The 21,319-nt window shown below is 67.5% G+C and carries 17 protein-coding genes; 16 read left to right on the top strand and 1 reads right to left on the bottom strand.

The genetic code is table 11. The features are described from left to right. Positions 1–188 precede the first annotated feature (188 nt). From ileS to GZ997_RS06675, 10 genes are all read left to right on the top strand, one after another. Entirely contained in the window at positions 189–3,548 is a 3,360-nt protein-coding gene (ileS, locus tag GZ997_RS06720) for an isoleucine--tRNA ligase (protein WP_162679343.1), read from the top strand. A gap of 355 nt (positions 3,549–3,903) precedes the next feature. Beyond that, on the top strand, positions 3,904–4,746 hold the full coding sequence (locus GZ997_RS06715; RefSeq protein ID WP_308807182.1) for a glycosyltransferase family 2 protein: 843 nt from the start codon (positions 3,904–3,906) through the stop codon (positions 4,744–4,746). Beyond that, positions 4,743–5,687 (top strand): ATP-grasp fold amidoligase family protein, encoded by a 945-nt coding sequence (locus tag GZ997_RS06710; RefSeq protein WP_162679341.1) that lies wholly within the window; start codon positions 4,743–4,745, stop codon positions 5,685–5,687. The genes GZ997_RS06715 and GZ997_RS06710 overlap by 4 nt, the downstream gene beginning before the upstream one ends. Next, entirely contained in the window at positions 5,687–6,637 is a 951-nt protein-coding gene (locus GZ997_RS06705; RefSeq protein ID WP_162679340.1) for an ATP-grasp fold amidoligase family protein, read from the top strand. The genes GZ997_RS06710 and GZ997_RS06705 overlap by 1 nt, the downstream gene beginning before the upstream one ends. After that, positions 6,637–8,799, top strand: coding sequence for a glycosyltransferase (locus GZ997_RS06700; protein WP_162679339.1), 2,163 nt, complete (start codon positions 6,637–6,639; stop codon positions 8,797–8,799). The genes GZ997_RS06705 and GZ997_RS06700 overlap by 1 nt, the downstream gene beginning before the upstream one ends. After that, positions 8,783–10,054 carry an O-antigen ligase family protein gene (locus GZ997_RS06695; RefSeq protein WP_162679338.1) on the top strand — a complete coding sequence of 424 codons (1,272 nt, stop codon included), beginning with the start codon at positions 8,783–8,785 and terminating at the stop codon, positions 10,052–10,054. The genes GZ997_RS06700 and GZ997_RS06695 overlap by 17 nt, the downstream gene beginning before the upstream one ends. Next, on the top strand, positions 10,051–11,550 hold the full coding sequence (locus GZ997_RS06690; RefSeq protein ID WP_162679337.1) for an oligosaccharide flippase family protein: 1,500 nt from the start codon (positions 10,051–10,053) through the stop codon (positions 11,548–11,550). Before GZ997_RS06695 ends, GZ997_RS06690 begins: the two co-directional genes overlap by 4 nt. Before the next feature lie 200 nt (positions 11,551–11,750). Continuing rightward, positions 11,751–12,425, top strand: a complete 675-nt coding sequence (locus tag GZ997_RS06685; protein WP_162679336.1) for a hypothetical protein — start codon at positions 11,751–11,753, stop codon at positions 12,423–12,425. Between the two features lie 28 nt (positions 12,426–12,453). Continuing rightward, on the top strand, positions 12,454–13,164 hold the full coding sequence (locus tag GZ997_RS06680) for a sugar transferase (RefSeq protein ID WP_162679335.1): 711 nt from the start codon (positions 12,454–12,456) through the stop codon (positions 13,162–13,164). Between the two features lie 80 nt (positions 13,165–13,244). Further along, the gene (locus tag GZ997_RS06675) at positions 13,245–14,024 is read left to right on the top strand and encodes an MBL fold metallo-hydrolase (protein WP_162679334.1); all 780 of its coding nucleotides are present in this window, start codon (positions 13,245–13,247) and stop codon (positions 14,022–14,024) included. Positions 14,025–14,042: 18 nt separating this feature from the next. Here the strand turns inward: GZ997_RS06675 and GZ997_RS06670 are convergent, their stop codons facing one another. After that, a complete protein-coding gene (locus GZ997_RS06670) occupies positions 14,043–14,633 on the bottom strand; it encodes a TetR family transcriptional regulator (protein WP_162679333.1) in 591 nt (196 codons plus the stop codon). A gap of 121 nt (positions 14,634–14,754) precedes the next feature. Between GZ997_RS06670 and GZ997_RS06665 the strand changes: the two genes are divergently transcribed. From GZ997_RS06665 to ndk, 6 genes are all read left to right on the top strand, one after another. After that, entirely contained in the window at positions 14,755–15,441 is a 687-nt protein-coding gene (locus tag GZ997_RS06665; protein WP_162679332.1) for an SDR family NAD(P)-dependent oxidoreductase, read from the top strand. Between the two features lie 124 nt (positions 15,442–15,565). Further along, on the top strand, positions 15,566–16,738 hold the full coding sequence (locus GZ997_RS06660) for an MFS transporter (protein ID WP_162679331.1): 1,173 nt from the start codon (positions 15,566–15,568) through the stop codon (positions 16,736–16,738). Positions 16,739–16,886: 148 nt separating this feature from the next. Then, positions 16,887–17,708 carry an aldo/keto reductase gene (locus GZ997_RS06655; RefSeq protein ID WP_162679330.1) on the top strand — a complete coding sequence of 274 codons (822 nt, stop codon included), beginning with the start codon at positions 16,887–16,889 and terminating at the stop codon, positions 17,706–17,708. Positions 17,709–17,758: 50 nt separating this feature from the next. After that, positions 17,759–18,601, top strand: a complete 843-nt coding sequence (locus GZ997_RS06650; RefSeq protein WP_162679329.1) for an HAD-IIA family hydrolase — start codon at positions 17,759–17,761, stop codon at positions 18,599–18,601. A 198-nt stretch (positions 18,602–18,799) separates the two neighbouring features. Further along, positions 18,800–20,659, top strand: coding sequence for a folylpolyglutamate synthase/dihydrofolate synthase family protein (locus GZ997_RS06645; protein ID WP_162679328.1), 1,860 nt, complete (start codon positions 18,800–18,802; stop codon positions 20,657–20,659). A gap of 167 nt (positions 20,660–20,826) precedes the next feature. Further along, positions 20,827–21,261, top strand: a complete 435-nt coding sequence (gene ndk / locus GZ997_RS06640) for a nucleoside-diphosphate kinase (protein WP_162679327.1) — start codon at positions 20,827–20,829, stop codon at positions 21,259–21,261. Positions 21,262–21,319 lie beyond the last annotated feature (58 nt).

Here is a 21,319-nt window from a genome sequence, read left to right as displayed (position 1 = left end):
AACCGGACGGGACAGCCCGTCACAGCTGCGAATCAAGCGGTCCGCCCCGGCGCTGCCGGAGCGGGCAAGCGAGGTGGTACCGCGGTGCGGCACCACCGCCGGGTACCGGCGGTCGGAGCGGCGTCGTCCTCGTGGATCCCGCGCCCCAGTGGCGCAAACGACTACGAGTGAGACGCGAGGCAAGACAAATGGCCGAAGAGCCCACCGCCGCCCAGCACCCGGGCGCCGCTTTCTACCCCCTGCACCGCCCCGGCCAGAAGGTCGAGCCGTCCCCCTCCTTCCCGGCGATCGAGGAGGACGTCCTGGACTACTGGAAGCAGGACGGCACCTTCCAGGCCTCCATCGACGCCCGCCCCGCGCTGGACGACAACGGCCACTCCAACGAGTTCGTCTTCTACGACGGCCCGCCCTTCGCCAACGGCCTGCCCCATTACGGGCATCTGCTGACCGGCTACGTCAAGGACGCGGTCGGCCGCTATCAGACCCAGCAGGGCCGCCGCGTGGAGCGCCGCTTCGGCTGGGACACGCACGGCCTGCCCGCCGAGCTGGAGGCTCAGCGCGAGCTCGGCATCGACGACGTCACCGAGATCACCCGCCCCGGCGGCCTGGGCATCGAGAAGTTCAACGAGGCCTGCCGCACGTCGGTGCTGCGCTACACCAAGGAGTGGGAGGACTACGTCACCCGCCAGGCCCGCTGGGTGGACTTCGAAAACGACTACAAGACCCTCGACCCCACTTACATGGAGTCGGTCATGTGGGCCTTCAAGACCCTGTATGACAAGGGCCTGGCCTACCAGGGCTACCGGGTGCTGCCCTACTGCTGGCACGACCGCACGCCACTGAGCAACCACGAGCTCAAGATGGATGACGACGTCTACCAGGACCGTCAGGACAACACCGTCACGGTGGGCCTGCGCCTGGAGCGGCGCCTGGATGCTGCCCACCCCGACGCCGCCCCGGAGCTGGCTCTGATCTGGACCACCACTCCGTGGACCCTGCCGTCCAACTCCGCCGTCGCCGTCGGCCCCGACGTCGACTACGTGACCGTCCGCGTGGACGCCGACCTCGACTCCCCGGTCGCCGGGCAGGATGTGCTGCTCGCCCGCGACCTGCTGGGAACCTACGCCCGTGAGCTGGGTGAGGACCCGCAGGTGCTGGCCACCTACAAGGGGACCGACCTGGTCGGCGTGCGCTACGTGCCCATCTACGACTACTACGACGACGCCGCCCACCGTGCGGAGGGAGCCGCCCCCGGGGCGGCGGCCTGGCAGATCATCACCGCCGACTACGTCACCACCACCGAGGGCACCGGCCTGGTGCACCTGGCACCCGCCTTCGGTGAGGATGACATGTACTCCTGCCAGCCCTACGGCATCGGCACGGTCATCCCCGTCGACGACGGCGGCCTGTTCACCTCCGAGGTCCCCGACTACGCCGGCAGGCACATCTTCGACGCCAACAAGCCGATCATCGCCGACCTGCGCGATGGCACCGGCCCACTGGCCCGCCGCGAGGCGGCCGTGCGCGCCGTGCTGGTGCGTCAACAGTCCTACGTGCACTCCTACCCGCACTGCTGGCGCTGCCGCAAGCCGCTGATGTACAAGGCCGTCTCCAGCTGGTTCGTGAAGGTCACCGCCATCCGCGACCGCATGGTCGAGCTCAACCAGGAGATCACCTGGGTGCCCGGGCACGTCAAGGACGGCATCTTCGGCAACTGGCTGGCCGGCGCCCGCGACTGGTCCATCTCCCGCAACCGCTTCTGGGGCTCGCCCATCCCCGTGTGGGTGAGCGACGACCCGGCCTACCCGCGCACCGACGTCTACGGCTCCTTCGCGGAGCTGGAGCGCGACTTCGGCGTGGAGGTCAAGGACCTGCACCGGCCCTTCATTGACACGCTGGTGCGACCCAACCCGGATGACCCCACCGGCAGGTCCATGATGCGCCGCATCCCCGACGTGCTGGACTGCTGGTTCGAGTCCGGGTCCATGCCCTTCGCCCAGGTGCACTACCCGTTCGAGAACGTGGACTGGTTCGAGTCCCACAACCCGGGCGACTTCATCGTGGAGTACGTCGGGCAGACCCGCGGCTGGTTCTACACGTTGCACGTGCTGGCCACCGCCCTGTTCGACCGCCCCGCCTTCACCACCTGCGTCTCCCACGGCATCCTGCTGGGAAACGACGGGGCGAAGATGAGCAAGTCCCTGCGCAACTACCCTGACGTCCAGCAGGTCTTCGACCGCGACGGGGCCGACGCGATGCGCTGGTTCCTGCTGTCCTCCCCGGTGGTGCGCGGCGGCAACCTGTCCGTCACCAACAAGGCCATCCGCGACACGGTACGCCAGGTGATGCTGCCGCTATGGAACACCTGGTACTTCTTCAGCCTGTACGCCGCCCAGGCCGGGGAGGAGGGCGCCTGTTACCTCACCGAGGGCGTGGACCTGGCTGATCCCTCGCTGTTCGGTCCCAAGGGATCCCTAGACGTGATGGACCGCTATATCCTGGCCCGCACCAGGGATCTGGCGATCACCGTGGCGGCGCAGATGGATGCCTACGACGTCACCGGTGCAACTCACACGGTGCGTGAGTTCATCGACGTGCTGACCAACTGGTACCTGCGCACCTCCCGCGCCCGCTTCACGAGTGCATCGGCTAGTGCGTCCCGCCCGGCATTCGACACGCTTGCCACCGTGCTGCGTGTGCTCATGCAGGTGATTGCACCGCTGGCCCCGTTGCTGGCGGAGGAGATCTACCGCGGGCTGACCGGGGAGCGCTCCGTGCACCTGGCGGACTGGCCGGTCCTGCCCGAGCACGTGGCCGATCCCGCGCTCGTCAGCGCGATGGACGAGGCACGCGATGCGGTCTCTGCGGCGCTGAGCCTGCGCAAGGCCGAGAAGCTGCGCGTGCGCCAGCCCCTGCGAACCCTCACCATTGCCACCGCCGACCCGGCCGGCCTGGCGCCCTTCGCGGGGCTGATTGCTGACGAGGTCAACGTCAAGCAGGTGCGGGTGGTGGACGCCACCGAGGCCGGCTACGAGCTGACCGAGGAACTGGCCCTCAACCCGCGCGCCTTCGCGCCGCAGGTCCGCAAGCTGACCTCCAAGCTCTTCGCCGCGGTCAAGGCGGGGGAGTGGGAGGTCACCGCGGACGGCGACGTGCGCTTCGGCACGGTCCTGCTCGACGGCGTCCCGGTGATCCTGGAGGCCGAGGACTCGGCCTTCACCCTGTCCACGCGGATCGAGGTCAGCGACGACGCCCTGTCCGCCACGGTGCTGCCCTCGGGCGCCTTCGTGGTGCTGGACACCGCGCTCGACGCCGACCTGGAGGCAGAGGGCTGGGCCCGTGACCTGGTCCGGCTGCTCATGGACGAGCGCAAGGCTGCCGGGCTGAACATCGGCGAGCCGGCGCGCGCGACGCTGACTGTGCCGGCGGACAAGCAGGCCTGGACCGGCGCCCACCTGGACCTGATCAAGCGGGAGGTCAGCTGCGTGGAGCTGCAGGTGGTTACCGCCGACGTCGACGCCCCCAGCGCCACCGTGGCGCGAGCCTGAGGCGCGCCTCGCCCGCGGCGGGGGCAGCCGCTGCCCCCCGCGGTGCGAGCGGCAGCAGGCATAGACCAGGCGACTATTGGATCGTGCCTATGAATTATGCCTGTATATATTGGTAATCCTTAATTAGTGACTTAGGGGTTGCTTTTTTAGGGGTGGAACCGTGACCGGTCTGCCTATGAAATCGCTATACAAGCACGCTAGCCTCTGTACTGCGAACAGATCGCACCCGAGAAAAGAAGTGTCCGCCAGGCCCTGACGCGACGCCTCATCCCTGACCCGATTCTCCCAACACGTATCTGCCAGGGATTCTCATTCCCTGCCGGGCTACCGCCCGTCAAGGTTGTTCCATTTAAATGTGGAGGAATCGGTGACTCGCAAAAGCCCGCCGTTGCGCCATAGCATCGTCCCAGCCGAAGAAAAAAAGCTTAACGACGAGCGCAAGCCGCTTGTCTCGGTGATTGTGCCCGCGTTCAACTCCGAGCGGCATATCAACCAGGCGCTGGACTCCGTCCTGGCCCAAAGCATGCCGGACCTTGAGGTGCTGGTGGTCGATGACGCCTCCCGGGACCGCACGCTTGCGCTGGCCCAGGAGCGTGCCGCCGCAGATCCCCGGGTGCAGGTGCTCGCGCAGCCCGCCAACCGGGGGGTGGCCCAGGCCCGCAACCTTGCTCTTGCCCGGGCGCGCGGCCGGTACATCGCGTATCTGGACGCGGACGACCAGTGGTCTCCCCGCAAGCTCGAGCGCCAGATTGCGTTCATGTCTGCGCGCGGGCTGGCGGCCTGTATCGCCTCCTACGAGACGATCGAGGAGGACGGCACGCACCGCAACTACGTGCACGTTCCAGAGTCGATCGGTTACAGCGAATTTCTGAAGAATACGCTCACCTGCACGCTCACCATCCTGTTCGACACCGAGCGCGTGGATCCCGGCCTGCTCGTAATGCCTGACCTGCGCCGCGGCCAGGACGCCGCTACGTGGCTGCAGGTGATGAAGCGCGGGTACCGGATCTACGGGCTGGACGAGTGCCTGGCGAAATACCGCAAGACCTCCGGGTCCTTGTCCAGCGACAAGGTGAAGGCGGTAAAAAGAACCTGGAATCTCTACCGCAATGTAGAGGGCATCTCCCGCACTTACGCGGCCTACTGCCTGTCATGGCAGCTGTTTCATGCCGCGCTGAAGAGGAGAAAAGGCAAATGACTGTAAAGGAAATGACCCAGTCGCTGCTGTCCAGCCGGGCGGAGGCGGGGCTGCGGCAGAGGATCTACCGCCACAACTGTGCTCTGCCGCTAAGGCGTTACCGCGCAGAGCTGGAGCGGTGGTACCTGTTGTCGACCGGGCATCGTTGCAACCTGGACGATCCGCGCACCGTCGGCGAGAAGATCCAGTGGCTGAAGCTGTACGACTCCACGCCGCTGAAGGGGCGGCTGGCGGACAAGTTCCTCATGCGCGAGTGGGCCGCCCAGCGCGTGGGCTCCGAGTACCTCGTCCCGTTGCTGGGGGTGTGGGAACGCGCCGAGCAGATCGACTTCGCTGCCCTGCCACGCGCCTTCGTGCTGAAGGCGACGCACGGCACCCGGTGGAACATCGTGGTGCCGGACGCACGCAAGCTGGATACGGTCGCGGCGAGACGCCGCCTGGCGGCGTGGCTGCGCACCCGTGCCGCCATGACCGGCGGCTTCGAGCTGCACTACGAGTACTGCCAACCACGCGTCATCTGTGAACCGCTGCTGCGAGACGACAGCGGAGGCCTGCGCGACTACAAGGTGATGACCTTCAACGGCAAGGTGCAGTTCATTGTCTGCGTCTCTGGCCGCTTCACCCCCACGCCGAGCATACGCACCTACCTTCCGGACTGGAGCAGGGCGCCCTTTCATTACGGGGGAGACCCGGGGCCCGCGCAGTCGCTTGAGAAGCCTGCGGGCTTGGCGCAGATGCTTGAGATCGCCAGCGCAATCGGGGGCGACTTCGCCCTGGCACGGGTGGATTTCTACGAGGTGGAGGGGCGTGTGTATCTGGGCGAGATTACCTTCACCGATTCTAATGGCTTAACTTGGTTCGCGCCCAAGCGCTACAACGTGGAGCTGGGCGACCGTATCGTGCTGCCTGATAAGAAGCCGTTTCGGGGGGTAATGCTGTAGTGACTGTGAAGGACTTGGCCCGGAATCTACTTCCCGGCGCTGCACAAGACATTCTGCGCGACGCCGTCTACCGGCGTAACTGCCGCCTGGAGCCGTGGCAGTACCGGCAGGCCCTTGAGCGCTGGTACCGGCTTTCGACCGGCCGTACCTGCGACCTGGATGATCCGCGCACCTTTACGGAAAAGGCGCAGTGGCTGAAGCTGTATGACTCGACGCCCGTCAAGGGGCGGCTGGCGGACAAATTCCTGATGCGAGAAGTCGTCGCAGGCAAAATTGGCGGAGAGTACCTGGTGCCGCTGCTCGGGGTCTGGGAGTCGGCTGACGATATCGACTTCGATGCGCTGCCCGACAGGTACGTGATCAAGGCTACCCACGGTTCCGGCTGGAACATCGTCGTGCCGGATAAGCGGCGTCTGCATGAGGCCCGCTCACGGCGCCAGCTGGCCCGCTGGCTGGGGCGGCGCATGGCCATGACGGGCGGTTTCGAGCTGCACTACGAGTACTGCGAGCCACGTATCGTTGCCGAGCAGTTCCTGCAGGATGAGAGCGGGGGCCTGCGCGACTACAAGTTCGTGGCCTTCGATGGCGAGGTCCAGTTCGCCATTACCGTTGACGGCCGTTTCACCGGCGAGCGCATGCTCACCTTCCTGCCTGACTGGAGCAAGGCTCCGTTCCGCTACAACTCTCGCTACGACGACGGCGTAGCCGAGGACGTGCTGCCCCGCCCGAAGCGCCTGGAGGAGATGCTCGCCATCACCACAGAGCTCTCCCGCGGGTTCTCCCTGGCGCGGGTCGACTTCTACGAGGTTGCCGGCCGCCTCTATGTCGGCGAGGTCACCTTCACCAGTTCCAACGGGTTGCCCCGCTTGGCCCCGGCGGCCTACGACGCGGAGCTGGGCAGCCGCATCACTCTTCCGGCGAGGCAGCCGTTCCGGGGCGTGATGCTGTAATGCGCACAAGGAAGATCGGGGTAGTCGGGCGCGTTGACCCCTCCGGCGCGCTACTAGACGGCCAGTCCGTCAAGACCCGCACCCTCTACCGCCACCTGGTGTCCCACTACGGTGCTGAGAGCATCCTGACGGTAGATACCCGCGACTATCGCCGCCGCGCTCCCCAGGTCGCCCGGGAGCTGGCGCGGTGCCTGCGAAGCTGTGATGACGTCGTCGTACTCCTGTCTGCCGGCGGCCGACGCGCCCTGTTCCCGATTCTCGCGGCTGCCGCGCGGCTGCGCGGCAAGCGCATCTACCACAGTCTCATCGGAGGCAGGCTTGCCGCTGACGTCGCAAGGGACGGCGGTGGCAGGCTGGTCAAGCAGCTCAACAGCTTCGCCGTTAACTGGGTTGAGAGCCGCGCCCTGGCGGACAGGCTGCGCGAGCTCGGCGTCATCAACGCGGTCTACCTCCCCAACTTCAAGGACCTGAGCATCCCGCCAAGCGCGTCCCCCGTACCGGACGACCGCCCGGTGCGGCTGTGCACCTTCAGCCGTGTCACGCCCCTGAAAGGCATTACGAACGCAATCCAGGCGGTCTGCGCCATCAACGCCGACGCCGGCGAGGACAAGGCCGTCCTGGACATCTACGGGCCGCTGGACCCCGACTATGCGGAAGAGTTCCGCAGGCTCGTCAATGCTCATCCGTGCGTCCGCTACGCGGGCCAGGCGGCCCCCGACCAGGGAGCCAGAATTCTGCGCGATTACTACGCGCTGCTCTTCCCAACGCAGTGGCCCGGTGAGGGCGTGCCCGGAACCATTATCGACGCCATGGCCGCGGGGCTGCCGGTGGTGGCCAGTAGGTGGCCGTATTACAGCGAGATGCTGCAGGACGGTGTCACCGGGCTGAGCTACGACTACGACCAGCCGGGCCAGTTGCGCGAGGCGCTGAGCCGATTCCTCGCGCTGCCCACGGCCGAGGTAGGAGCCATGCGCCGCGGCATCCACGCCCGCGCCGCCAACTACTCCTCCCAGGAGGTAGTTGCGCAGATCATCCGCACACTCGACGCCGGTGCCCCAAGACTCAGCGCCGAACGGCGGGCTCCGGCAGACGGGACCCGGGTGCTACTGGTTATACACGGGCTGAGCACTGGCGGCGCCGAAACCATGGTTCTGGGCCTTGCCCGCGAGCTGGTCGCGGCGCAGATCCCGGTGCGGGTGGTCAGTCTGCACGGGGCGGACACCGACGTGGGAGAGCGCATGCGGCAGGCCGGCATCGACGTCGTCGCCCTCAACAAGGCCTCGGGCCCAGATCCCCGCACGGTCCTCGCGCTGCGGCGGCAGATCCGGGAATTCGCCCCCACGGTCGTGCACTCCCACCTGCCGGTACTTCAGTACGTAGTGCCCGCTGTGCGCATGTCCGGCAGTGGAGCCCGCATCATCCACACGGTCCACAACCTGGCCACGAAGGAGACGCGGCGCCGCGGCCTGCGGCGCTTCAACCACCTGGCCTTCACCCACGGGGTGGTGCCGGTCGCACTGACCGGGCAAGTTCGCGACTCGGTGTGCCGCGAGTACGCGCTGGAGCCGAAGGCCGTTCCGATCGTGGGCAACGGCGTCGACGTCGGCCACTTCTTGTGCGAGCCGCGTAACGGGCGCCGAGGCCCGGTGCGGCTGCTGTGCGTGGCACGGATGGTGCCGGCCAAGAACCTGTCCCTGCTGCTGGAGACCCTGGCTGAAATGGTGCGGCTCGGCGCTGATGCCTCACTCACGCTGGTTGGAGACGGTCCCCTGCGCCCGCAACTGGAGGCGCGGACCCGTGACCTGGGACTGGTCGGCCGCGTCCACTTCGCCGGTCTGCAGCGCGACCCGGTCGCATTCTTCAGGGAATCCGACATATTCGTGCTGCTGTCGGACTACGAGGGACAGCCGATGAGCCTCATTGAGGCGATGGCGGCCGGCCTGCCGGCCGTGGCGACGCCGGTGGGCGGGGTTCCCGACATCGTCGTCGATGATGCCAACGGGGCCCTGGTGCCACCTGACCCGCAGCAGGCGGCAACGGCCATCCACGCCATCTGGAACGATCCGGAGAGGTATGCCCGGCTCAGCGCCGGCGCGGTACGCACGGCTGGGGAGCACTCGGTCCGCACCATGACGGAGAAGTACCTTGAGCTCTACCGCTGAGACCTTCTCTGCCCCGCCCCTGCCCGCCCGGGTAGCGCCACCTCGCCTGGCTGACCGCTGCTATCCCCTGCGCTACCTGGGGCTGCTGACGGCGTGCCTGATCCTCATGAAGCCCATCCTGGTGGACCAGGACGCGCTCCTGGCCCCGATGGTGAAGGCCGCCACCGCGGCGGTCTTCACGGTGCTGTGCCTGATGCACCTGGCGCGGCGCGTGCCCTTGTCGCCCGTCTTCCTCGTCTTCGTGTTCTACCGCCTGGCCTTTCTTCCGCCGACTCTCTACCACGGCGGTGACATACTCAACTGGGGGTACGCCAGTGTCGCCCAAGTCTCCCTGCTACTACTCATTGAGCTGCAGGCAGACGTCGGCCCGGACGCGCGTCGCCGACTGCTGCGCGTCATTGCGGACCTGCTGCTGGCCTACCTGGTGATCAACTACCTGATGATCCTGACCGGCACCCACCGGACCTTCACCATGGACGGGCAGTTCGCTCAGCCCTCGTACCTGCTGGGCATCCGCACTCGTGTCACTGACTGCATCTTCACCGCGGCTCTGGTGTCGCTGCTCTACGATTCCGTATCGCCACGGAGGTACGGCTGGCGAACCATTTTGGCGCTGGCCCTCGGCGCACTACAAATCATCTCCCTACAGGTGGCCACCGCAGCTGTGGGTGCGGGCATAGCGGCGGTTTTCTACTTCGGCGCGCGCGTGCGGGACGGGCCCATTCGCACAGTATTCTCCATGCGCGGCGTGACCGTATTCGGCCTATTGGTCAACCTGCTGGTGGTCGGAGCGCGTGTCCAGCTCTATTTCACAACCGCGCTCGGCCACTTGTTCGGCAAGTCGGCAAGCCTTACTGGCCGCACCGACCTATGGGACGCCGCTTATCCGATCCTGGCAGAATCGCCCCTGCTCGGCCACGGCATCAACTATGAGTTCGGTGCGTTCATCCCCGGCGCCAACGGGCTGACCTGGCAGGCTCACAATCAGTACCTCCAGCTCATGTACGACGGCGGATTAGCTGCCGTACTCCTGTTCCTCGCAATGCTGTGGTTGGCGAGCAGCAGCGTCGACTGCTCCGGTGTGGACCCCCGTGCTCGCGCTGCATTTGTTTCGGTGTATGCCGCTATGTCGGTCATGATGGTCACCGAGATTTACACGTATAATATGGCGCTGTTCTACCTGATCCCCTTCCTGGCCGCCCGGGCCGAACAGCTGACGGGCGGCGCAGAACGCGGCGGGAAGGGGGCTCGGTGAGTATTCGCTCGCTATTAGTCAAATTGCGCCGTCCGGGGATTAAGTCGGGCACCTCGACGGATTCACTGCTGCTGGCCAGCGTCAAGGTAGTCACGCTCGCCTCCGCCATGGTCAACACGATGATCCTGTCACACAGCCTGTCCCTGACCGCCTACGGCACCTACGCGCAGGGGGTGCTGCTGGTGGCCGTGTGCTCCGACGGGACAATCCTGGGGATGGTCGACGCCGTCAACTACTTCTTCAACCGGGGCGGCAGGAATGCCTCCGCACGCGAGTACGTGCGCACCATCCTGGGCCTGCAGACGGTCATTGGTCTGGTCACGGCGATTGTCCTGGTGGTGGCGCGGGGCGCGATCGGAGGGTACTTCTCCAACCCGCTGCTGGAGCCGCTGATCGTCCTGCTCGCCCTGCGGCCGATGCTCACCAACATGATGAGCATGCTGCAAGTGCTCGTCGTGTCGATCGGGCGGGCCCGCGCCATCGCCGTGCGCAACCTGGCCTTCTCCGCCCTGAAGCTCACCGCCGTGCTGATCACGGCCCTGGTGACTTCCTCCATTGCGGTGCTGTTCGTCATGCTGCTCGCACTCGACCTGGCGTCGGTGCTGTGGTTCTGGGACTGCTTCCGACGCTGGCAGTATCTCCTGCTTCCGGCCCGGCCCCGCTGGCTCCTGGCGCGGGACATCCTTGCCTTCGCCCTGCCCATGGGCGTGTACGTGATGACATCCTCCGTCATGCGGCAGGTCGGGGCCCTCGTGATCGGCATGTATGAGACCACCGAGCGGTACGCGGTCTACGCCAACGCCTCCACGGTGCTACCCCTGGACGTTATCCCCAACTCCTTCCTGACCGTCATCATCCCGATCGTCACCCGCTACCTGGGCGCCGGCCGCAAGGACCTGGTACGACGCCTGTTCCACCACTACCTCGCCGTCGGCTACCTGACTACGGTGACCTTCTGTGTCGCCACCATGGTGGTTGCCCCCGAGGTTATTCAGGTGCTGTACGGTGCGCGCTACCTGGGCGGGCTGGCAGTGTTCCGCCTCTACCTGATCACCACGATGGTCCGCTTCGCCGGCCTGTCGCTCATCCTCAGCGCGGCCGGGCGCACCCGCACACTCATGGCCGTGTCGCTGGCCGCAGTGGCGGCCAATATCGTGGCCTGCCCGGCCATGTACGCGCTGCTCGGCTTCGTCGGGCCGGCGGTGGCCTCCGTCGGCGTCAACCTGGCCATGACCTGCGTGCTGCTGCGGCTCAGCCTGAAGGAGATCGACGGCGGATTCGCCTCTGCCTTTGACGCCCGCACGCTTGGCCGCTTCGCCCTGACCGCCGCCGCCGTCGCCCTGGCCGGGCAGGGGCTGCGGGCGGTCCTGCACGCGCTTGGGGTCCCGGTGCTCGGCATCGCGGTGGCCGTGCTGTGCGCGGTCTCCGCTGCCATCCTCCTGCTGAACCGGCGTTCCCTAGCCACCTCGCTGCGGGAGATCAATGCCATGAAGTGATGCCCGCCAACCCGCTGCGGACGCAGGCGAGTCCCCAGCGCCAGCCGAGTAGCCGACCCAGTCAGCGATCAAATGAGCAACGAACAGGAGACCACCATGACCGCATCCATACGATCCATACGCCCGCCCCACGCCTGCTCCCGGTCCCGGGAGCGCCTTGAGAACACCGCGCCTGGCGCGCATCCTGGTGGTGAGCGAGTATGACGTTGGCAGATATCCTCATACTGACCCGGCGCTGGGCCGCAGGCCTGCTCGTGGCCGCGCTCGTGGGCGCGGGAGCGGGCTACGCCCTGGTGCGGCTCACTCCGGTCACCTACGCGGCCACCGCCATAGCCTATGTGCGCGTTGAGGTCGCCGGCGACCAGAACGGCTCCTCCTCGCAGTACGCGGCCGAGCAGCTGGCCATAAGCCAGGCGGAGTCACTTGTCCCGGTAGTCACCTCTCCAGTAGTAGCGCAAGCCGTCGCCCGGAGCCTCGGTATTGACGCACCTCCGGCGGCGCTTGCGGACACAATCTCCGCCAAGCACGTGGACGGCACCCACATGCTGGAGGTCACGGCGCGGGCGGGCTCGGCCGCCGAGGCCAGGCAAGTCGCCGACGCCGCGGTCGGGCAGGCCGCTGTGGAGCTGAAGAGCCTTGAGGGGGCGCAGTACCCGGCGGAAGTGGTGCTGATGTCCTCGGCCGAACTGGACGACGTGTCCCACTCGCCATCGGCCTTCCGCGCCGTCGCAGCCGGGGCCGTCACGGTGCCCGCGCTCGTGTACGCAATGCTCCTACTAGCCGCAGTAATGGGAGCTGCACGCCGAGGCGCGGCGGCCGGGGGCCGAACCGGCCAGGAACCCGGCCCCGCCCCCGCTAGCTCCCACCACCCCTGAACAACCACCTAAGCCTCCTGGATGCTCCATGATTCAACCACCCGTTCCCCTGGCGTCACCAACTCCCCGCTCCGGGCTCAGGAGATTCCTGCTCAGGCGGCGCTCTAGTCCGTCCTCGCAGTCTCTTCCAGCCGTCGCCACCTCGGCGGCCAAGCGCGCCGTCGACATCACCGGGTCCGCGCTGCTCATCGTGGTGCTGGCGCCGGTGTGGCTCATAGTGCCCCTGCTAGTGCATCGGCAGGACGGCGGCCCCGCTCTGTTCAAGCAGACCAGGGTGGGACTGGAAGGCAAGGACTTTCAGATGTGGAAGTTCCGCACCATGCGCGTAAATGCCGACGCAGAGCTGGAAGACCTGCTGCGAGAGCAGAACCGGCTCGACAAGCCCCTGTTCAAGGTCGAGAACGACCCGCGTATCACCCGGCTAGGCGGCGTGCTGCGGCGCACCTCCATCGACGAGCTGCCCCAGCTGTTCAATGTTTTGCAGGGGTCTATGAGCCTGGTGGGTCCCCGGCCGCAGGTGCCCAGGGAAGTCGCGATGTACGACGCCGTCGCCGCTCGCCGGCTACAGGCCAAGCCCGGTATCACCGGACTGTGGCAAGTCAGCGGCCGATCCTCACTGCCCTGGGAAGAGGCGATCCGCCTCGACCTGCACTACGTCGACAACTGGACGCCGTTGCTGGACCTGAAGATCCTGTGCCGCACCGTCAAGGCGGTGCTTACTCAGGAGGGCTCAGAATGAGGCTCCCGGCTACTGGTGCCGGGTCAGCCGCGGGTCGGGTGCTCCGGTAGGGTGACCAGCGTACGTAGCTGGGAGGCTCCATGACTGAACCGATGCAGCGCCACAATTTCGCCTTCATGGTGGTCGGCGGCCCCACTGTGGCGGTGGACGTCGCCGGGCTGCGCCTCGTAGTCGACCCCACCTTCGACCCGCCCACCGACTACGGCGCCCTGCGCAAGACCCGCGGGCCGGCCGTGGACGCGCAGGCGCTCGCGGACGTCGACGTCGTCCTGGTCAGTCACGCCGACCATGCCGATAACCTCGACGTCTCCGGGCGTGCCTTCGCCCTGGCCGCGCCGCGCCTGCTGACCAACCCCGGCTCGGCCCGCCGGCTCGGGGCGGGCGCCGAAGGCCTCGCCCCGTGGCAGTCCGTGGTGGTGGGTGACGGCGCCACGGTCACCGCAGTGCCGGCCCAGCACGGTCCGGCCGACGGGGAGGTCGACGCCGCCGGACACGTCAACTGCGAGGTCACTGGCTTCGTCATCCAGGCCGCGGGTAGCACGATCTATTGCACCGGGGACAATGCCTCCCTGGAGCTGATAGCTCGGGTCAGGGAGCGCTTCGGCAGTATCGACCACGCTGTGCTGAACGCCGGCCGGGCGACCGTGCCCGGCAAGTTCGCCGGGCGGCCCCTGAGCCTGTCCGCCGAGCGGGCTAGCGCAGCCGCGCAGGTGCTGGGGGCGCGGCACGTCGTCGTCGCCCACCAGACCGGCTGGGAGCACTTCACCGACGGACCCGGTGCGACGCTGCGGGCCTTCCGTGACGCCGGCATCCTGGACCGCCTGGACCGCACGCCCGAGGGGGAGTGGAGCCTAGGTTGATACATCCCGGCCGCGTGCTCACTGCACCGCGGCGAGTCTGCGCGCGGCCTCAACGACCTCGGCGCGGTAACGGGCGAGGGAATCGGCGTCATCGGTGCTGCCAGTCACCATGCGGGCGACCTGAGGCATGACGGCGGAGTAGCCCGCGAGCGCCAACAGCTGGAAGTACAGCGACCGCGCGGAGATCGAGCCCGATACGGTGCCGTGCGTCTGGCCTGCTGCTATTGCCTCAGTTCTGGACGCGTACACTTCACGGCGCTGCGACTCCTCGGGCACCTCCTCGCCGAATGACAGTGCTTCCCACATGAGTAGGCGCACGTGTTGCGGATGGTGCAAGTTGTAGTCGAACATGCGGCCCGCGAAGTCGCCCAGTGATTCGGCGTCAGTGGCATTCAGGGGGACCGCGCCGGTGCCCTCGGCCAGCTGCTCGCGGAGCACTTGGGCGAATAGCCCGGGCTTGGAGCCGAAGTAGTTGTAGACGCGCTCCTTGTTGATTCCGGCGCGGCGGGCGATCCGCTCCATGGTGGTTCCGTCCGGGCCGTGGGCGACGAACTCCTCGGTGGCGGCGTCCAGGATCTTGCGCCTGGTGGCCTGCGCGTCTCGCGCCATGTGTGCTTCCTCTCGTCGACCGGTTCCAACGCAAGCGTTGCCTCCCGGGTGGGAGCGTACTACAGTCGAGTCCAACGCCAACGTTTTCGTTGGTTAGTGTCGGACCAAAGGAGCCCATCGCATGCCCCACCCACAGCAGGCACTCATCATCGGGGTCGGCCCCGGATTGGGTGCCGCACTGGCTCGCCGTTTTGGCCGAGAGGGATTCACGCTGACCATCGCCGCCCGACACCAGGAGCACCTTGACGCCATCGCCTCGGAGTTGCGCTCCGAGGGTCTCGCTGTGGACACCCTCGTGCTCGATGCTGCGGACCCCGCGGCAATGAAGGTCCGGCTGAAGGCGCTGTCGGAGCGGATCGATCCGGACGTGGTTATCTACAACGCGGCCGTCATCGCCAGCGACGACATCCTCACCGCTGACATCGACCGCCTCAGCGACGCCTACAACGTGGACGCGCTCGGCGCAATCGTGACCGCCCAGGTCTTCGTTCCCGGCATGAAGCGGCGGGGCAGCGGCACGCTACTGCTCACGGGCGGCCGACTCGGCGTAGACCCCGATCCGGCATACGGCACACTCAGTGTCGGCAAGGCCGCGCTGCGCGCCGTCGGGGAGCTGCTGTTCCAAGAACTTGCGGCCGACGGTGTACACGCCGCCTCCATAACCGTCTCCGGTGCCATTCGGCCTGAAACTCCTTTCGCCCCCGAACTCATTGCCGACCGCTTCTGGGCAGTGCACACCCAGGAGCGCGAACAGTGGGTGGGAGAAACCGTCTTCGACGGCAGCGCCGCCGAGGGGAGCGCCGTATGACGCCAGCCGTGGGCGCTTTCGGTGTACTGAGGGTGCCGGCGACATGACCGGTGCGTTGGACGAATCCATGACGGGTCACCCCCCGGCGTCGGATCGTGCGGGTGCGCGGCCCACTGGCGCCGGCATGTCCGATGGACAGGCATTCCTGTTCGCCACCGCCGGCGGTGCCGCCGTCGGTAACCTCTACTGGGCGCAGCCGATCCTGTCGGTCTTGGCTCGTGACCTCGGGGTCTGTCTGGGGACCGCCGCCCTGCTTGTGACATTTACCCAGGTCGGCTATGCCGTTGGTGTCTTCCTCCTGGTGCCTCTCGGTGACATTGCTGACCGCAGACGGCTCATTCCCAGGATGATGACGGCCGCGGCCCTCATGCTGGGGGCGAGCGCCCTGGCGCCGAGCTTCCCGATTCTGCTGGTCACTCTCGGCCTGGTGGGCGCGAGCACGGTCTCCGGCCAGATGCTCGCCCCCCTGGCGGGAGATCTGGCCACCGATCAGCAGCGCGGACACGTCCTCGGCACGGTGGCTGCCGGCATCGGCATCGGCATCCTCGCGGCTCGCGCCATCAGCGGCGTAATCACGGACCTGCTCGGCTGGCGCGCCCTGTACGGGACCGTAGCGATCGCTATGGTGCTCATGGCCCTCGTGATGCGGCGTTCCCTGCCCACGCTCCCGCCGCGAACCCGCGCGGCCTACCCCGACCTCCTGGCATCGGTGCCGCGTACATTCCTTATGAGCGCGACGGCACGGTGGACGGGGTTCCTCGGCGCCTGCGCCATGTGCGTGTTCACCCTGTACTGGACGGGGCTGACATTCCTGCTGTCCGGGCAGCCGTTCGGATTCTCCGCCACGCAGATCGGCTTGATCAGCCTCATTGGCATCCTCGGAGCCGTTGCGGGACAACGTGCCGGCGGCTTGTACGACCGCGGCCTGGCCATGCCGGCTATTGGCGTCGGCTTAGCGGGGTCGATTGCAGCCTTCGCGCTGTCGGGACTGGCGCCGCACTCGCTTACAGCGGTTACCGTGTCAATCGCCCTGTTTTCGGTTGGCATTCAGGTAGTCCAGGTGATGACACAGACGCGTATGCTCTCCATCGATCCCGGTGCGCGCAGTCGCCTTAACACGCTGTTCGTCGTCGGCAACTTCCTCGGCAGCTCGATCGGTTCCGCGCTTGCCTCCGCGCTGTGGGGATGGGGCGGTTGGCCCTTGGCCATCGCCGGGGCGACGGCGATCCTCTTGGTTGCCCTGCTGGCATGGCTTGTGCAGCGGCGCCGCGCGCTCGACGTCTACTACGAGGGCTAGCCGACTACATGCGTTGGCGTGACCGGGCCGCATCTACGCCGGCGGAGCCTGGCTGGTCAGCAGCTCGGTTACTACCCCCGGCAGGCCTTGGAACTGGGCAAATCCGTCCGAGAACCATGAACATTTCAATCGATCAGGAGCAATTCCCATGGAGTACGTCGAGCTGAACAACGGCGTGGTCATGCCGGTGCTGGGATACGGCACCTATTTGACCCCGCGGCGCGTGACCCAGCGGCACGTCGCCGGCGCCCTGGACGCTGGCTACCGGCTCATAGACACCGCTCAGAACTACGGCAATGAGCGCGAGGTTGGGGCCGCGGTGCGCGCCTCCGGGCTGGGCCGCGAGGAGGTCTTCGTTACCTCGAAGACCCAGACCAGCGGTTACCGGTCTACCCGCGCGGGCATCGAGGAGTCCTTGGCGGCCGCCGGGCTGGACTACCTCGACCTGATGATCATCCACTGGCCCAATGCCGACTCCCGCGGCACCTACCGGGCCCTGGAGGAGGCGTACCGGTCCGGTCAGCTGCGCGCCATCGGCCTGTCCAACTTCAACCGAGAGCAGGTCCTGGAGATCATCGACACCGCCGACGTCGTTCCCGCCATCAACCAGATCGAGACCCACCTGTACTGGCAGCAGTGGGGTATGCACGACTTCCTCGCCGCCCACGGGATCGTCCACGAGTCGTGGTCGCCGCTCGGCGAGGGGCAGACGAGCATGCTGCGTGATCCGGTCCTGATCCGGGTAGGCCGGACCCACGGCAAGAGCCCGGCCCAGGTACTACTGCGCTTCCTCACGCAGAACCGGATCGTGTCGATACCCAAGTCGCTCAACCCGGAGCACATCCGCGAGAACCTCAGCATCTTCGACTTCCGGCTCAGCGACGAGGAAGTCGGCGCGATCCGCGCACGGGACGCCAAGCGCTCCCAAAGCGGATGGCCGGCCGCGATGGCCGCAGAGGAACGCTACTGACTCTCCTCGGCGGCACGCACGCCGGCGGGACGTGATGGCAGGATTAACCCATGGCCTCACCTACGCTTCCCGCCGGCGCTGCAACCACCGTTCCGCTGCCGTTGGGTGAAATGCCCCCGGTCACCGCCTGGTTGTCGGATATGGACGGCGTCCTGGTGCGGGAGAACCGCGCCCTGCCCGGCGCGCAGCAGTTCCTGGACGCCCTGGAGCGCAAGGGCATGCCCTTCCTAGTGCTGACCAACAACTCTATCTTCACCAACCGGGACCTGTCCGCCCGGCTGGCCCGCTCCGGGCTCACAGTCCCGGAGGAGCGCATCTGGACCTCCGCCAACGCCACGGCGGCCTTCCTGACCCAGCAGTCCCCGGCCTCCACCGCATACGTGATCGGTGAGGCCGGTCTGACCACGGCGCTGCACGGCGCCGGCTACGTCATGACCGACCAGGACCCGGAGTATGTGATCCTGGGGGAGACCCGCACCTACGACTTCAACGCCATCACCCGCGCCATCCGGCTGATCGAGGGCGGCGCGAAGTTCATCGCCACCAACCCCGACGTCAACGGCCCCTCCGATGAGGGCACGCTGCCGGCCACCGGCGCCGTAGCGGCCATGATCCAGGCGGCCACTGGCCGGTCCCCCTACTTCGTCGGCAAGCCGAACCCGGTGATGATCCGGGCCGGGCTGAACAAGATCGGAGCCCACTCCGAGGCGGCCGCCATGGTGGGGGACCGCATGGACACCGACATCCAGGCGGGGGTTGAGGCGGGCCTGCGTACACACCTGGTGCTGTCCGGCTCCACCACGCTGGAGCAGGTCGAGGCCTTCCCCTTCCGGCCCTTCGGCATCCATGAGGGCATCGGCGAGCTCATCGAACTGGTAGAGGCCGAGCGCTGAGTGACCGGGATGGCTGGGGTGTCCGGTGCCACCGTCCACCGCCGAGGTCGGTTGAAATAACCGTCGAGATCGGTCGTTGTTACCACCGAGGTCGGTAGATATGGTTCCGCCCACGGCGTCAGCACCTGCCCCGCCCTCCCCGGAGCCGATCATCTAGGCTGGCCCGCGTCGTCGAGCAGGAAGCAGGAACACCAGCACATGAGCAGCAAGCAGCGCGATCGGGACGCTCACGCCAGCGGTCAGACCGAGTCGCATCCCGGTGCGGCCTTCGGCATTCCCGCCGGTGCCAGTGGCGAAGACGTAGTAGACGCCGTCTACGGGCCCGGCGGCACGCACTCCGGCATCGATCCCGAGCTGCTACCGTACCTGGAAGCCGCCGACTCGCCCGAGGGCAAGTCCCTGGCCCAGGCCGCCGAGGACGACGCCGCTGCCGAGCACAGCCGCGAGCAGGCCGAGGCGGAAGACCTGGCTGCCCTGCGCGAGCTCGTCGCCGCCAATATGGTGCCCGGCGGCGACCTGGAGCGCCTGGACGCCCTGCTGGCCGAGGTCGACGCCGATGAATCCGACGACTGGGAGGACTGGGAACCGGTACTGCCCGACGTCGCCGGGAATGGTTCCGCGGAAGACAGTCCCGGGGCTGACGCCGAGCGCCACCGCGCCGAGCTGACCGCAGCCGCCCGCGCCGTCGAGGTGTCTGCGCGCATGCGCGAGGTCGAGGCGGAGATCCTCTCCCGCGCTCCCGAGCACCAGGTGCAGCCCTCCCTGGAACGCGTTGAGGCCGTGCTCGACATCCTGGGCAACCCCGAGCGCAACTACCGGATCGTGCACGTGGCGGGCACTAACGGCAAGACCTCCACCGCTCGCATGACTGAGCGCCTGCTGGCCGCCACCGGCATGCGCACCGGGCGCTTCACCAGCCCCCACCTGGCCACCATCCGCGAGCGCATCGCCCTGGACGGTGAGCCCATCAGCGAGGAGGGCTTCATCGCCGCCTGGGAGGACGTCGCCCCCTACGTCGAGATGGTAGACGCCCGCTCCCAGGCCGCCGGGGGCCCGCGGCTGAGCTTCTTCGAGGTACTCACGGTGATGGCGCTGGCGGCCTTCGCCGACCATCCCGTGGACGTGGCGGTGATCGAGACCGGCATGGGCGGTACTTGGGACTCCACCAACGTGGTGCCCGGCGACGTGGAGGTCATCACTCCGATCGGGCTCGACCACGCCGCGTGGCTGGGCGCCACGGTTGAGGAGGTCGCCGCCAATAAGGCCGGCATCATCAAGGACGGCGCCACGCTGGTTACCGCCGCGCAGCCGGAGTCGGTGCAGGCGGTAATCGCCGCAGCCGCCGTCGAGCATCAGGTCATATGGCGGCGGGAGCTCGACCCGGAGGAGGATCCCGGGGCCCCCGACGCCGGCGTGCTCCGGGTGGTGGACCGCACCTTGGGCGTTGGCGGGCAGATGGCTACCTTCGCCACCGCCGCGGGCGTGTACGAGGACGTGTTCGTGCCGCTGTACGGCGACTACCAGGCGCATAACGCCTTGCTGGCACTGGCCGCTGCGGAGGCCGTCTTCGGCGGTAGGCAGCTTCCCGCGAAGATCGTTGAGGACGGCTTCGCATCCGTGACCAGCCCCGGCCGCCTGGAGGTGCTGCGCTCCAGCCCGACGGTTATCGTCGACGCCGGCCACAACCCCCACGGCGTTACGGCCCTTTCTGGGGCGGTGGAGGAGGCCTTCGGCTTCCAGCACCTGGTTGCCGTCGTCGGCCTCATGGGGGACAAGGACGCGGAGGGAATCCTGTCGGTGCTGGAGCCGGTCTGCGACGCCGTCGTGTGTGTTCCGGTCGAGTCTCCACGTGCCATGGATGCCGAGGACTTGGGCGCGGTGGCGCGCGAGGTATTCGGCGCGGACCGGGTGGTTGTGGCGCCCACGCTGGCGGCCGGCGTGGAGCAGGCGGTGAGCCTGTCGGAGGGCTTCGATGCTCCGCTTACCGCCTCGGGCGTGCTCGTGGTCGGTTCCGTAGTGCTGGCCGCGCAGGCGCGCGCCCTGTTCGGCAGGCCCTGACTCCCGAGACCGGCACCAGTAACGTGCCGAGACCGGCACCAGTAACGTGCCGAGACCGGCAGATGCGGCTGCGCCGCCGGTGTGGGGCTGTCGTTTACACTCGGTCGGGCCGCCGGTTTTTGAACCTGCGGACGCTCTCCAGTCCCCGCCCCGACGGAAGGAACGTCATGACTGACGCCCCCGAACGCATCCTCGTCCTGCTCAAGCCCGACGCCGTGGAGCGCCGCCTGACCGGCGAGATCCTGCGGCGCATCGAGGCCAAGGGCTACGACATCGTCGCTCTGAAGCTGGTGCTCCCCACCACCGAGGTCCTGGCTGCCCACTACGCCGAGCATCTTGACAAGCCCTTCTACCCGGGCGTCGTGGAGTACATGACTCGCGGTCCCGTAGTCGCCGTCGTCGTGGAGGGACAGCGAGTTGTGGAGGGGGTTCGCTCACTGATGGGCGCAACCGACCCGACGGCGGCCGCTCCCGGCACCATCCGCGGTGACCTCGGCCGCGACTGGGGTACTAGCGCCATCCAGAACCTGGTGCACGGATCGGATTCGCCCGCCTCCGCGCAGCGCGAGATCGGTATCTGGTTCCCCGAGCTGGCGGATTGAGCCGAGCTGCTGACGCAGCGGGGAAACATGTGGGGTCGCCACCAGTGCGGTGGCGACC

It is taken from the genome of Actinomyces sp. 565, from assembly GCF_010365615.1.
GTDB lineage: Bacteria > Actinomycetota > Actinomycetes > Actinomycetales > Actinomycetaceae > Actinomyces.
This window is presented reverse-complemented; position numbering and strand designations above follow the sequence as displayed.